10 protein-coding genes are annotated in these 12,239 nt (G+C 67.3%); 1 reads left to right on the top strand and 9 read right to left on the bottom strand.

What is annotated here, in order from left to right:
• Window positions 1-56: 56 nt before the first annotated feature.
• From WFI00_RS05045 to WFI00_RS05030, 4 genes are all read right to left on the bottom strand, one after another.
• Window positions 57-2,522, bottom strand: a complete 2,466-nt coding sequence (locus WFI00_RS05045) for a phosphoketolase family protein (protein ID WP_442928299.1) — start codon at window positions 2,520-2,522, stop codon at window positions 57-59.
• A 73-nt stretch (window positions 2,523-2,595) separates the two neighbouring features.
• Complete coding sequence (locus WFI00_RS05040; RefSeq protein WP_336630387.1) at window positions 2,596-3,384, bottom strand: alpha/beta fold hydrolase; 789 nt, start codon at window positions 3,382-3,384, stop codon at window positions 2,596-2,598.
• 12 nt (window positions 3,385-3,396) lie between these two features.
• On the bottom strand, window positions 3,397-4,776 hold the full coding sequence (locus WFI00_RS05035) for a protocatechuate 4,5-dioxygenase subunit alpha/beta (protein ID WP_336630386.1): 1,380 nt from the start codon (window positions 4,774-4,776) through the stop codon (window positions 3,397-3,399).
• 73 nt (window positions 4,777-4,849) lie between these two features.
• The gene (locus tag WFI00_RS05030; protein WP_336630385.1) at window positions 4,850-5,443 is read right to left on the bottom strand and encodes a PadR family transcriptional regulator; all 594 of its coding nucleotides are present in this window, start codon (window positions 5,441-5,443) and stop codon (window positions 4,850-4,852) included.
• Here WFI00_RS05030 and WFI00_RS05025 point away from each other — a divergent pair.
• Window positions 5,442-6,473, top strand: a complete 1,032-nt coding sequence (locus tag WFI00_RS05025; protein ID WP_336642276.1) for an IclR family transcriptional regulator domain-containing protein — start codon at window positions 5,442-5,444, stop codon at window positions 6,471-6,473. The genes WFI00_RS05030 and WFI00_RS05025 overlap by 2 nt on opposite strands.
• Before the next feature lie 24 nt (window positions 6,474-6,497).
• On the opposite strand, the gene WFI00_RS05020 is transcribed toward WFI00_RS05025, so the two are convergent.
• Genes WFI00_RS05020 through WFI00_RS05000 form a run of 5 tightly spaced genes read right to left on the bottom strand, consistent with a single transcriptional unit; the run spans window position 6,498 to window position 12,210 of the window.
• Complete coding sequence (locus WFI00_RS05020; protein ID WP_336630383.1) at window positions 6,498-7,301, bottom strand: SDR family NAD(P)-dependent oxidoreductase; 804 nt, start codon at window positions 7,299-7,301, stop codon at window positions 6,498-6,500.
• Window positions 7,298-7,702 (bottom strand): aconitase X swivel domain-containing protein, encoded by a 405-nt coding sequence (locus WFI00_RS05015; RefSeq protein ID WP_336630382.1) that lies wholly within the window; start codon window positions 7,700-7,702, stop codon window positions 7,298-7,300. The genes WFI00_RS05020 and WFI00_RS05015 overlap by 4 nt, the downstream gene beginning before the upstream one ends.
• Window positions 7,703-7,710: 8 nt before the next feature.
• Entirely contained in the window at window positions 7,711-9,054 is a 1,344-nt protein-coding gene (locus tag WFI00_RS05010; RefSeq protein WP_336630381.1) for an aconitase X catalytic domain-containing protein, read from the bottom strand.
• A 25-nt stretch (window positions 9,055-9,079) separates the two neighbouring features.
• Window positions 9,080-10,462, bottom strand: coding sequence for an FAD-dependent oxidoreductase (locus tag WFI00_RS05005; protein ID WP_336630380.1), 1,383 nt, complete (start codon window positions 10,460-10,462; stop codon window positions 9,080-9,082).
• Window positions 10,459-12,210 (bottom strand): dihydroxy-acid dehydratase domain-containing protein, encoded by a 1,752-nt coding sequence (locus tag WFI00_RS05000; protein ID WP_336630379.1) that lies wholly within the window; start codon window positions 12,208-12,210, stop codon window positions 10,459-10,461. Before WFI00_RS05000 ends, WFI00_RS05005 begins: the two co-directional genes overlap by 4 nt.
• Between the last annotated feature and the right edge of the window lie 29 nt (window positions 12,211-12,239).

Genomic DNA, 12,239 nt, shown 5'->3' with positions numbered 1-12,239 from the left:
CGCCTGGCGGCACAGCCGCCGGTTCAGCCTGCTTTCGGAACGGTCAGGCGCTGCGGCTACTCGTTGTCGCCGCCCGTGGCCGCCGTGGCGCTGACGGCGGAGGCGTCCACCGCGCCGCGCGCGTCGGGCCAGGTCCAGTCGCGGATCTCGACCGGGTCCTCCCCCGTCTCGCGGGCGTAGCGGCGGGCCGCCATGCGCTGGTCCTCGAGCTTCTGGCTGAGCAGCGCCGCCTTCGAGGCGAGCCCGGGTACCCGCTCGATGACCTTCCGCACGAGGAAGAAGCGGTCCATCTTGTTCAGCATCGCCATGTCGAAGGGCGTCGTGGTGGTGCCCTCCTCGATGTACCCGCGGACGTGCAGGTTCGCGTGCCCGTTCCGACGGTACGTGAGCCGGTGGATGAGCCACGGGTAGCCGTGGTACGCGAAGATGATCGGCTTGTCCGTCGTGAACAGCTGGTCGAACTCGCGGTCGCTCATGCCGTGCGGATGCTCCGACTCGGGCTGCAGGCGCATGAGGTCGACGACGTTGACCATCCGCACCTTCAGGTCGGGCAGCTCCTCGCGGATGATGTCGATCGCCGCCAGCACCTCGAGCGTCGGCACGTCGCCGCACGCGGCGAGCACGACATCCGGCTCCTCCCCGGCGGGGACGTTGGAGGCGAACTCCCAGATGCCCGCACCGCGCGTGCAGTGGTCGACCGCCTCGTCCATCGTGAGCCACGACGCCTGCGGCTGCTTGCCGGCGACGACGACGTTGACGTAGTCGCGCGAGCGCAGGCAGTGGTCGTAGACGCTCAGGAGGGTGTTGGCGTCCGGCGGCAGGTAGACCCGCACGACCTCGGCCTTCTTGTTGACGACGTGGTCGATGAACCCCGGGTCCTGGTGCGAGAAGCCGTTGTGGTCCTGGCGCCAGACGTGGCTGGAGAGCAGGTAGTTGAGGCTTCCGATCGGACGCCGCCACGGCAGCTCGCGCGACACTTTGAGCCACTTCGCGTGCTGGTTGAACATCGAGTCGACGATGTGGATGAAGGCCTCGTACGACGTGAACAGACCGTGCCGGCCGGTCAGCAGGTAGCCCTCGAGCCACCCCTGGCACTGGTGCTCCGAGAGCATCTCGACGACCTGGCCCCGCTTGCCGAGGTGCTCGTCGTCGCTGTCGAGGCCGTTGTTCCAGCTCTTGTCGGTGACGTCGAGCACGGCCTGGATGCGGTTGGATGCCAGCTCGTCGGGCGCGAACACACGGAAGTTGTCGAGGTTCGCGGCCATGACCGCTTCGAGCCATCCGCCGAGCACGCGGGTCGCCTCGGCGATCGTCGCTCCGGGGTCGGGCACGTCGACGCCGTACTCGCGGAAGTCCGGCAGCACGAGGTCGCGCAGGAGCAGGCCGCCGTTGGCGTGCGGCGTCGCGCTCATCCGCAGGTCGCCCGGAGGGGTCAGCGCCGTCACCTCGGGCCGTGGCGCGCCGGCCTCGTCGAACAGCTCCTCGGGGCGGTACGACTGCAGCCATCCCTCGAGCACCTTCAGGTGCGCGTCGGTGTCGCGCGCAGAGGCGAGCGGCACCTGGTGCGCGCGCCACGAGTTCTCGGTGCGCTTGCCGTCGATCTCCGGCGGGCAGGTCCAGCCCTTGGGCGTCCGCATCACGATCATCGGCCACGCGGGGCGGTCCATGCCGGGGTTCGTCGCGGCCTCGGCCTTGATGCGGGCGATCTCGTCGAGGGCCTCGTCGAGCATCGCGGCGAACCGCCCGTGGATTGAGAGGTGGTCCTCGTCGTCGAAGCCCGCGGTGAACACGTAGGGCTTGTGACCGTACCCGGTCATGAGGGCGACGAGCTCGTCTTCGGGGATGCGCGCGAGCACCGTCGGGTTGGCGATCTTGTAGCCGTTGAGGTGCAGGATCGGCAGCACGACACCGTCGGTCGCGGGGTCGATGAACTTGTTCGAGTGCCAGCTGGTGGCGAGCGGTCCCGTCTCCGCCTCACCGTCGCCGACGACGGCCGCGACCAGCAGGTCGGGGTTGTCGAATGCGGCGCCGTAGGCGTGCGACAGCGCATAGCCGAGCTCGCCGCCCTCGTGGATCGAGCCGGGCGTCTCGGGGGCGACGTGAGAGGGGATGCCGCCCGGGAACGAGAACTGCGTGAACAGCCGCTTCAGCCCGGCCTCGTCATTCGAGATGCTGTTGTAGGTCGAGGTGTAGGTGCCGTCGAGGAAGGATGCCGCGACGAGTCCCGGTCCGCCGTGCCCCGGACCGATGATGTACATCGTCGGCTGCAGCCGCCGGGCGATCGCTCGGTTGAGGTGCGCGTAGATGAAGGTCAGCCCGGGGGTGGTCCCCCAGTGCCCCACGAGGCGAGGCTTGACGTGGTCACGGGTGAGGGGCTCCCGCAGCAGCGGGTTGTCCTTCAGGTAGATCTGGCCGACGCTCATGTAGTTGGCGGTGCGCCACCACAGGTCGATCGTGCGCAGCTCCTCCGCCGACGCCGGACGGTCGGATGCACTCCAGGGCTGTGTCGAAATGTTGCCTATCACAACAAACAGACTGACACCCGCCCGTCGCCCCGGCAAGCCCGAGGACCGGGGAAAACCGGAACGGTCGTGATCAGTCCGGACTCACCACGCGACGCGATCGCGCCAGGACCTCCCCGCCCCGAGTGCGACCGTCCATGAACGAGAGCATGTTGTGCACCAGAGCCTCGGGCTCCGTCACCATGGGGAAGTGGCCGGTCGGGATCACGGCGACATTCCAGCCCGGCGTCTCCCGCACACGTCGGCGAATCGGCTCGATGTTCGGATACCCGGGGTGATTGCAGTCGATGAATTGCCGAGGGACGGCGGCGAGCAGCTCCTCGTCGTATTCGAGAGGCTCGCGATACATTCCGAACGGGTGTGCCACGTGGCGCCGACGGAGCCATTCCGCGTCGGCAGCGTCGAGGCCGAAGCCCTGAGACGGATCGGGCGGCGGAAGAGCGTTCCCGTGCTGAGCAGCCAGGGCGAGGCGAGCAGCGGCTACATCAGGGGCGTGACCGACTCCCCATCCCTCGCCCGAGTACGGCGCCATCGCGTCCACATAGATCAGGCCGGTCACCCGCCCCGGCCGCTCCCCCTCCAAGGCTGCTGCTGCGCCGGTGATCACCATTCCGCCGTAGCTGTGACCGACGAGCACGACATCGTCGAGCTCCTCGGCGTGGACGAGTGCGAGCACGTCGTCGATGTGGGTACGGAGCGAGATGTCCGGACGGCGAAGGTGCGCGCGGTCCCCGTCCCCGGTGAGGGTGACCGCGTGCACCTCGTGTCCGGCGGCACGTAGTGGCTCGAGCACTCGCCGCCACACCCATGCGCCGCCCCAGGCGCCGTGTACAAGGACGAGGGCAGATCGTCTGTCGTTCATGTATGAGGAGCCTTAGCCTTTCGAGAGAGAGCGTGCGACCGACGTGGCTTCGAAGGGCGCGGCCTGGTCGGTAGCTTCTGCAGCGCGTTCGCGCACGGCGGTGGGGTTGGCGAGGACGAGGTGGCCGACGGCGGTGTTGGATGCGGGGACGTGGTAGAACCGGTGGTTCACCTCGGGCGCCCCGCCGCCGAACTGGTCGTCCATCGCGCCGCGCGCGATCAGCCAGTCGACCAGCTCGATACCCTCCGAGCCCGCCTCGTCGACGTACTCCATGTGCGGCCACTCCGTCAGACCCAGCGGGTCGTTGATCAGGTGGTCGAGGAACGCGTTGTCCCACTCCTCGTTGATCAGGCCCGCGCGCGGCCCCTGCAGCTGGTGACTCATCCCACCCGTGCCCCAGATCTGCACGTTCAGCGGCTCACCGTCCCACTTGTCCAGCGCACGACGGATCGCCTTGCCCAGCTCGTAGCACCGGCGCCCCGACGGCACCGGATACTGCACCACGTTCACCGGCAGCGGGATGACCCGGCACGGCCACTCCTCCACATCCCCGAACACGAGCGACAACGGCACCGTCAACCCGTGGTCCACCACCATCTCGTTCACCAAGGTCAGATCGAAGTCGTCCTGAATCACCGACTGCGCGATGTGCGCGGCGAGCTCCGGATACCCCTTCACATCCGGCACGGGCCGGGGGCCGTACCCCTCATCCGCGACGGGATAGTGCGACCCCGTCCCGAGCACGAACGTCGGGATGATGTTCGAATCGAACGCCGTCGCGTGGTCGTTGTACACGAGGATGATGACATCCGGCGTGTTCTCCTTCGCCCACGTCCGCGTCCACTCATACCCCGAGAACACCTTCTTCCAATACGGCTCCTCGGTCTTACCGAGATCCATCGCCGCACCGATCGCCGGCACATGCGACGTGAACAGCGCCGACGTGAACCGCGCCGGAGCATCCGGACGCATCACCTCGGACTTCTCGTTCGACGGCGGCGTCCACCCGTCGAGGTCCTTGAGGCGCACACCCTCGGGACGGCGACCACCACCGATCATCATGTCCCGATACGCAGCCTCACTCATCCCCGTCATCGAGCCCGCCATCTGCTGCGCGCTCAGGCCCTGCGCAGAGCCGATCTTGACGAGGAAGTAGATGTTGCCACCCTCGGTGATCATGGCATTGAAGTCGAGGTCGAGCACCGCCTGACGCTGCGCCGGCGACAGCGGCCACTCATCGAGGTACCCCTCCCGGTCGGCGAGATAACGCTCCCGGTTCTCCGGCTTCATCAGCGACATCGAGAACTGATTGAGGTGGAAGCCCTTCCGGGCCTGATCGGCATCGAAGACCGTCGTGCCCGGGATGTCCCTGTATGACCTATCGAGAGCCATGTACTCCTCCTTTGGAGAGCTCTCAATTTACCTAACATCATAGGTAACGGCAATAGGTAAATACCTGAGCGATCTATGGAACTCGGCCGTACAGGTCGTCGACGAGCTCGAGTCCGCGCTGCGCCCACGCGATCTCACCCCGAGCGCGCTCGACCAGGCCTTCATACGTGAATCGCTTGAAAGCGATGGCCCGCTCCCGCTCCACCTCGGAATCGATGGTCGCAATCCGACGCACCAGCATGGGGTTCGATACCGCTGCGATCTGGACGAGTTCGCCCTCCCACTGGGCCAGCTCGCCCCGCCACTGCTCGATATGGCGCAACAGGAAGGCCCGCGCGGCGTCCGGAGTGGTCGTCTCGAGATAGGCGGCGCGGAGATGGGCCGGATCGCGAACCCGCTGGTACTCCAGAGGAGATGTCATCCATTCCTGATACGCCTGTTCCCCGACGTCGGTCACGTGATAGAGACGTCGCGTCCCGCGCTGACCACGAGCCTGATTCTCCCCCTCGATGAGGCGCTCCGCCTCCATCTTGCGCAGTTCCGGGTAGATCTGGGAGTCGGGGGCGTGCCACACATGCCCGACCGACTGGCTGAAGTGCTTCTGGAGGTCATAACCCGACAGCGGTCCGATCCGGATAACCGCCAACAGGGCGTATCGCAGACTCATGGTCCTCCTTCACACGCTCCCGCTACCTGCGTGCGGCGAGCTTTCGCGACCACGCGCCGCTCGCGTTGTCGACGACGTCGGCGCGGATAGACGGTGCGGATACGTGGTGAGACTAGTCGATCACTGCCCACTGTCTGACGAACTGGACGCCGCCCTGGCGCGGGCCACGATCGTCGTCGCCATCGTTGTACGCTCAGTGGCCATTGTTCGATATTGTCGGGTAGTGGCGTCCACCGAGCACTCCGAGAGAGATGTTGTGCGGAGCCTGGAGCGCGGTCTCCTCGTGCTTCGCACCTTCTCCAGAAAGCGACGTGAGCTGTCGATCGCCGAGATCGCCGAAGCCGTACAGCTGTCGCGTCCGACCGTTCGCCGGATGCTGCTGACACTGGAGTCGCTGGGCTACACGGAGCAGCACGGCTCGACTTGGGTGCTGACGCCCCGCGTGCTCGAGATCGGTTCGGGGTACTTCGTCGACACCTCCCTCGCGGAGGTCGCCCAGCCCCTGTTGCGAGACCTGTCGGATGAACTCGGCGAGACGTGCAACATCGCGATCTACGACCGCGGTGACGTGGTGCAGCTCGCGCGGGCCGAAGTGGAGCGCATCGTTCCCGACGGCATCAAGATCGGGACCCGGTTACCCGCACACGCGACGGCGCTCGGCTCCGTGCTGCTCGGCGGCCTGGACGAGGCTGAGCTCGCCTCGTTCTTCGCCGCCGCCCGTCTCGATTCCTACACGGGGCAGACCGTCGTCGAGCCCTCCGCGATCCGTGCCCGGGCCGCGGCCGCCCGAGTCAACGGCTTCGCAGCGAGTGCGCAGGAACTCGATGCGGGCATGATCGCTATCGCCGTGCCCATCCTGCTCGACCGCGTCCCGATCGCCGCGCTCGGCACGACCTCGACGACCGCCCGGATGAGCATTGCGGAACTCATCGAGCGGGGGGTTCCGCTTCTGACGACGACGGCCGATGAGATCTCGCGCATCTTCCAGCTGGGCAACCCGCATCCCCCGAAGAACCTCTCACATCGGTGAACGCAGCTCTTGGGCCGTGACCGATCAGAGGAGATCGGTGGTGATCTGCGTCAGCACCGATGCACCGCCATCGACGACATAGACGCCTCCCGTCATGAACGACGAACGCGCTTCGGAGATCAGCAGCAACGCCAGCTCCTCGAGTTCCGGGGTTTCGCCGTGGCGTCCGAGCGGGATTCCCCTGTTCCAGATCTCGACCTTCGCCGGGTCGGGGGTGCCCGGTCCCGCGATGTTGGTGCGGAAGGACCCCGGGGCGATCACGTTGAGCCGGATGCCGTACTTCGAAAGTTCGAGCGCCGCCTGACGTGAGACGGCGTGCACGGCCGATTTGGACGCGATGTAGGCGTATCCGATGAGAGGCTCCGCTCGCACACCCGAGGTGGACCCGGTGACGACGATCGTCCCGCGACGACGAGGTTTCATCATTCCGGCGGTGCGCTGCAGCGTGTAGAAGAAGCCGTCGAGGTTGATGCCGATCACGCGATTCCAGATCTCACGCGACGCGACATCGATCTCGCCGTCCGGAAGACGCGGCGAGACGGTGCCGTTGACACCGGCGTTCAGGAACGCACCGTCGACCTCGAATCGGGCCTGGATCTCGTCGAACACAGAGTCGACCTGTGCGGGATCGCTGATGTCGGCGGAGAACGTCGCGACCTCGCTGCCTCCTGCGCGGAGGGCGGCGGCCTTCGCCTCGACCCCCTCCCCATCGCGGTCGATGAGGACGAGCCTGGCGCCGTTGCGTGCACTCACGTCGGTGTACGCGGCACCGATGCCGCTCGCGGCTCCGGTGATGAGGATCGTGCGTCCCTCGAGCTCGCCGCTCATGCGTCCACCCGAGCATCTTCTCCGAGGAGGAGTACTCCGTCGCTCACCGTCGCCCACCGTCCCGTTTCCATCTCACGATACGCGTCGTCCGGCACGTCGATCAGCGCGGGGACGCCCAGGATCGCGAGACCGCCGGCGAGCTTCGTGTTGAGGTCGCGCGTGACGACGGCAAGGGGTCCGACGCCGTTGACCCGCGCGAGATGGAAGTTGCCCGACCAGCCCGAGGCCCCCTTGGCCCCGGGCATCACGAGGATGCGCCCGGCGATGCTCTCACCGAACTGCGGGTGGCCGATTTCGACGATCGCGCCGGAGCGGTAGTCGATTCCTCCCCAGCCGGGGATGTGACTCGTGCAGACGAGCATTTCGCCCGAGGCGGTTCCCCCGATGAGCATGCGAGCCATGTGGATGCTCACGCAGCCCACCGCCCCGTGATAGCCGCGTCGATGCACTGGGCCGTCGTGCCGAAGCGGCCCTCCACCTTCATGATCGCCGGAAGGTAGTGACCCTGCTTCGCGGAGTCCGTCGCGAAACGCGTAGTCCCCGGCGGAACGAACTGCCCGATCGCGGGGCACGTGTCGGCCATGACCTTCCCGCCGGCGCGTTCGATCGTCTCGACCCAGCCGCTGCGTCGGGCGATCTCCCGCGTCGCCGACGGCGTGTAGATCCAGAGGCGCACCGTCGAGTGGACCCTGCGGCCCTCGAGCATCCGGGCGACCTCACGGATCTGGTCCATCGAGGCGTGCGGACAGCCGATCATCACGAACTGTATGTCGTCCCCTGTCGCGGTCGAGTTGAGGTGCTCGACGACGCGATCGTAGTCCTTCTGCGTGAAGCGGATCTCCTCGATCGGCGCCTTGCCGTCGAGGGCGTGCTCGACGCTCACAGCCTCGGCCGTCACCCCGGGAATGTGGTACAGCTCGACGTCGCCCGACGAGTTGACCGCGGCGCCGAACTGCTTGAGCTTGACGGGGTCCACGGGCCCGCGGATCCCGGAGATGACGGGAATGTCATCGCGCATGAGCGTGCCGAGGTGATAGCCGAAGACGCTCCAGTCGAACATGGAGTCGACGGGGATGTCACTCGTCACGAGGTGGGTCGCGAATCGGTTCTCCGGCACGTGCAGACCCACGTAGGGGATACGGCCGGTGAGCATCGCGGCCGCGGTCGACTCCCGGCCCTCGGTGTTCGTACGCGCGCCGAGCACGGAGTTGATGTACGGCACCGCCGACGACTCCATCCACGCGCAGTGCTCCCCGCGGGTCGGCACGTTTCCGACCTGATACGGCGTGCAGGTGTTGAGGATGCTGACGCCGAGAGATGCGAGGTACTCCTCGCTGCGCACGATCTCTTCGTTCGTCGCCGCGTCGAGCCCCTGCAACTCCCACTCGAGATGATCGCGCGGGCCGATGAGCTGACACGCATGGGTCACGACAGGCGTGACGTCGAGCACCTTCCTGGAGTCCAGGGAGAACTCGGAGAAAAGGGACGCCGGATCTCCCGACCCGAGCACTGTGCTGTGCCGAGGTCCGTAGATGTTCGCGCCGCACACGTTGTCGGTCTCTACGAACCGCTCGGCGCCGAGGATATCGGCGTAGCGCACGAGCAGGTCCATGGCCGCGGCGACGGTCTCGCCTTTGCTGCCGTCGGCCATGGCGAGCTCAGCGTCGGTCAGCCGGATGCTGCCGTGAGGACTGGACGGAGGGCGATGGGGGGCGAACGCCTCGAAGGCCGGGGCGTCGAGCTGGGTCGGCATGTCTTTCCTTCTTCGTCGTGGAGGATCAGAGGCCCGCAGAGGCGCGGATGCGGTCGGGAGCGAGGTCGGTACCCAGGTACGCCCCGTCGGCGACAAGCCGACGCTGGAGCTCGGGCACGTCGACGTCGCCGAATGCGACGCCCGCGGCGAGAGCGATGTCTGCCGCCGTCCCGGCTGCTTGACCCATCGCGAAACAGGGTCCGGAGACACGGGCAGAGGACTGACCCCACTGCGTCATGGACGCACAACGACCGACGACGGAGAGGTTCTCGACGCCTTGAGGCACGATCATCCGAAACGGCAACTGGTTGAAGCCGCGGGTGTCCTCGGCGTTCGGGAATCGGAAGGTCACGTCGCCCTCGACGTGGGCTTCGACCGGCCATCCGTTGACGCCGATCGTGTCGTCGAAGTCGACGCAGTCGAGGATGTCGGATTCATCGAGCTGGTACGTCCCGATGATGCGGCGGGTCTCCCGGATACCGATCTGCGGGGCGAGGTCGACGATGTAGGAGTCTTCGAACCCCGGCGTCACCTGCTTGATGAACTGGAAGGTGTCGAACGACTGCCGGCGCCCCTGCACCTCGCCGTAGGTGAGTTGGCGCACGTCCGTGCCGTCGATCGGCGAGCCGTCCGAGTTGCTCAATTGGGTGAGGTTCGACCGCCACTCGATGGGGTTGCGTTGCGGACGCACGATCGGCTTCTTGCGGGGGAACGTGTGGGTACCCGCCGTCTCCGCCTCGACCATGAGCCGGCCGACCGTGCGCCATGCTGCGCCCGCCGCCACCGGGTCGACGCCGTTGATCCGGAACATGAGTGACGGGTAGAGCAGCTTCTCCGACACCTCGTAGGGCACGCCGGCCCAGGCCGCGAGGTCCGCGTCGCCGGAGCCGTCGATGAAGATTCGGCCGCGCACCGCCTGGCGCCCCGACTTCGACTCGAGGATCACGGCCTCGATCTCGGTCTCGGACTTCATCACGAGACCCGTCGCCATGGCGTGGAACAGCAGTTCGCCGCCCCCGCTCATCACGAGATCATCGGCGGCCTTCTTCGCGACGGATATGTCGAAGGCGATCGCCTGGATCTTGTCCTCGATCGTGAGGTGCGGAGCGTTCAAGCCGCCCATGGAGTCGATGCGATCGAGGAGCTCGTCGGCGTAGCCGTGAATGACCTGACGGTCCTCGCCGTGCACGCGCGCGTGCATCCCGCAGTAGGTCGAGAGACCACCCATCGTGCTGGCGCCGCCGAGGAAGCCATAGCGCTCGACGAGCAGCGTCGAGCGTCCGGCTCGCGAGGCGGCGACGGCGGCCATCAGGCCGGCGGGCCCACCGCCGATCACGACGACGTCGTACTCCCCGATGACGGGGACGCGAGATGCCGGGAGGTCGATGGTGTTGTTGTGGGCGGTCATGAGGCCGCTCCTTCCTTCGTGTTCTTCAGATCCTGAGCGGCACACGCACCGGTGTTCCCGGGTCGAGCGCACAGCACGGCCCCGCAGCGGAGCGACTGCGCGGTCTCGCGGTAGACGTCGAGCCATCCCGTCGTGTCCACCTGCGCCTCGCGCACAGGGACGAAAGCCGGTCGCGCGGCGAGTTCGGCAGCATCGACGAGCACATCGATGGTGCCCGCATCGAGGTCGATCGCGATCGGGTCGCCGTCGCGGATCAGGCCGATCGCGCCGCCCGTCGCGGCCTCGGGGGATACCTCGCCGACCATGATGCCGGTGTTGGCGAGACCGCTGAACTGCCCGTCCGTGATGAACGCGACGCTGTCGCCGAGCCCCGACCGGGCGAGCGCGAAGATGAACGCCGACACGAAGCCCATCCCCGGCCCGCCGACGAGGCCGAGCCCTCGGAGCACGACGACGTCGCCGGGCTGAATACCGTGGTTCGAGATCGCCGCGATCCCCTCTTCACGCGAGTGGAAGATCCGAGCGGGCCCGGTGAACGTGTACGGTCCCAGGTCGGGAATGGGCCGCTTGAGAACCGCACCCTCCTCGGCGAGCGTGCCCCGCACGACGACGATCGACGGGCGGGTCGAGAACGGATCGCTGGTCGGGCGGATGACGATGCCGTCCGCCGGGGCGGCGCCGACGGCGCGCTCGGCGACGGTCTGACCCGTTATCGTCTGGTGCTCGCCGTCGAGGAACGGCAGCAGCTCCCGCAGCGTCGTGGCGGCGCCGCCCGCGTCCTCGTACTGCTCGATGAGATGGGGGCCGTTGGGTCGCACCGACGCGACGAGCGGCACCTTCCGCCCCAGTTCGCGGTACGCCTCCCACACGTCGATGTCGACGCCGGCCTCGACCGCCACAGCCTGGAGGTGCTTGATCGAGTTGATCGATGCGCCGACGGACAGCATCACCACAACGGCGTTTCGCACCGAAGATGCTGTGATCACATCGCGCGGGCGGATATCGCGATCAATCGCCTCGACGATGGCGCGGGCCGACCGGCGGACGGTGTCCCACATCCGCTCGCTGTTGGCACGGACGGGAGCCGCTCCCGGGACCGTCATGCCGAGTGCCTCGGCGGCGACGTGCATCGAGTTGGCGGTGGCCAGTCCCGCGCAGACTCCGGGGCCGAGGATGGCATCATCCGCCAGCGCCTCCATAGCGGCCTGGTCGCCGCCGGTGGCGGAAGGGAACGAGGTGGTGAGGAAGACGTCCTCGATGTCGGCCCCGCCGTGATCGGCGAGGCCGCTGTGCTGATAGCCGCACGGGATGATGATCGTCGGCACGTTGAGCCTGCCGGCAGCCATGAGGTGCGCGGGCGTGGTCTTGTCGCACGAGCTCAGCGCGACGATCGCGTCCAGTTGGGCGCCTTCCACCACCACCTCGATGTCGTTCACCACGAGATCGCGGGTCGGCAGGATGTAGCGCCCGGCCTTGCCGACACTCGTGATGAAGTCCGAGGGGACCGTCGTGCGGATCTCGAACGGCAGCGCGCCGAGCGCCCGCAGTTCCTCCTTCAGCACGGGCACGATGTCATCGAGATGGGCGTAGCACGCGGCCAGATCGTTGGAGGAGTTGACGATCGCGACCTTGGGGCGGTCGAGGTGCTCCGCGGGGATTCCGAGGGCGCTCCACTCGGCTCGGCGAGTGAGCGCGCGCATCGAATCGACCGGAAAGTTGCTGCGCAGTTCCGAGGTGGGGATGTGCATTTCGTATGCCTTCCGTGCGATTGCCCGCC

It is taken from the genome of Microbacterium sp. MMO-56 (assembly GCF_037146215.1).
Classification (GTDB): Bacteria; Actinomycetota; Actinomycetes; order Actinomycetales; family Microbacteriaceae; genus Microbacterium.
The sequence above is the reverse complement of the archived record's forward strand: the minus strand, read 5'-3'. Positions and strand labels throughout refer to the sequence as shown.

Excerpts from the sequence above, each read along its gene's own strand:
- WFI00_RS05040 (WP_336630387.1), bottom strand. The coding sequence starts at position 3,384 with ATGAACGACAGACGATCTGCCCTCGTCCTTGTACACGGCGCCTGGGGC.
- WFI00_RS05030 (WP_336630385.1), bottom strand. The coding sequence starts at position 5,443 with ATGAGTCTGCGATACGCCCTGTTGGCGGTTATCCGGATCGGACCGCTG.
- WFI00_RS05005 (WP_336630380.1), bottom strand. The coding sequence starts at position 10,462 with ATGACCGCCCACAACAACACCATCGACCTCCCGGCATCTCGCGTCCCC.
- WFI00_RS05025 (WP_336642276.1), top strand. The coding sequence starts at position 5,442 with ATGGTCCTCCTTCACACGCTCCCGCTACCTGCGTGCGGCGAGCTTTCG.
- WFI00_RS05000 (WP_336630379.1), bottom strand. The coding sequence starts at position 12,210 with ATGCACATCCCCACCTCGGAACTGCGCAGCAACTTTCCGGTCGATTCG.
- WFI00_RS05015 (WP_336630382.1), bottom strand. The coding sequence starts at position 7,702 with ATGGCTCGCATGCTCATCGGGGGAACCGCCTCGGGCGAAATGCTCGTC.
- WFI00_RS05035 (WP_336630386.1), bottom strand. The coding sequence starts at position 4,776 with ATGGCTCTCGATAGGTCATACAGGGACATCCCGGGCACGACGGTCTTC.
- WFI00_RS05010 (WP_336630381.1), bottom strand. The coding sequence starts at position 9,054 with ATGCCGACCCAGCTCGACGCCCCGGCCTTCGAGGCGTTCGCCCCCCAT.
- WFI00_RS05020 (WP_336630383.1), bottom strand. The coding sequence starts at position 7,301 with ATGAGCGGCGAGCTCGAGGGACGCACGATCCTCATCACCGGAGCCGCG.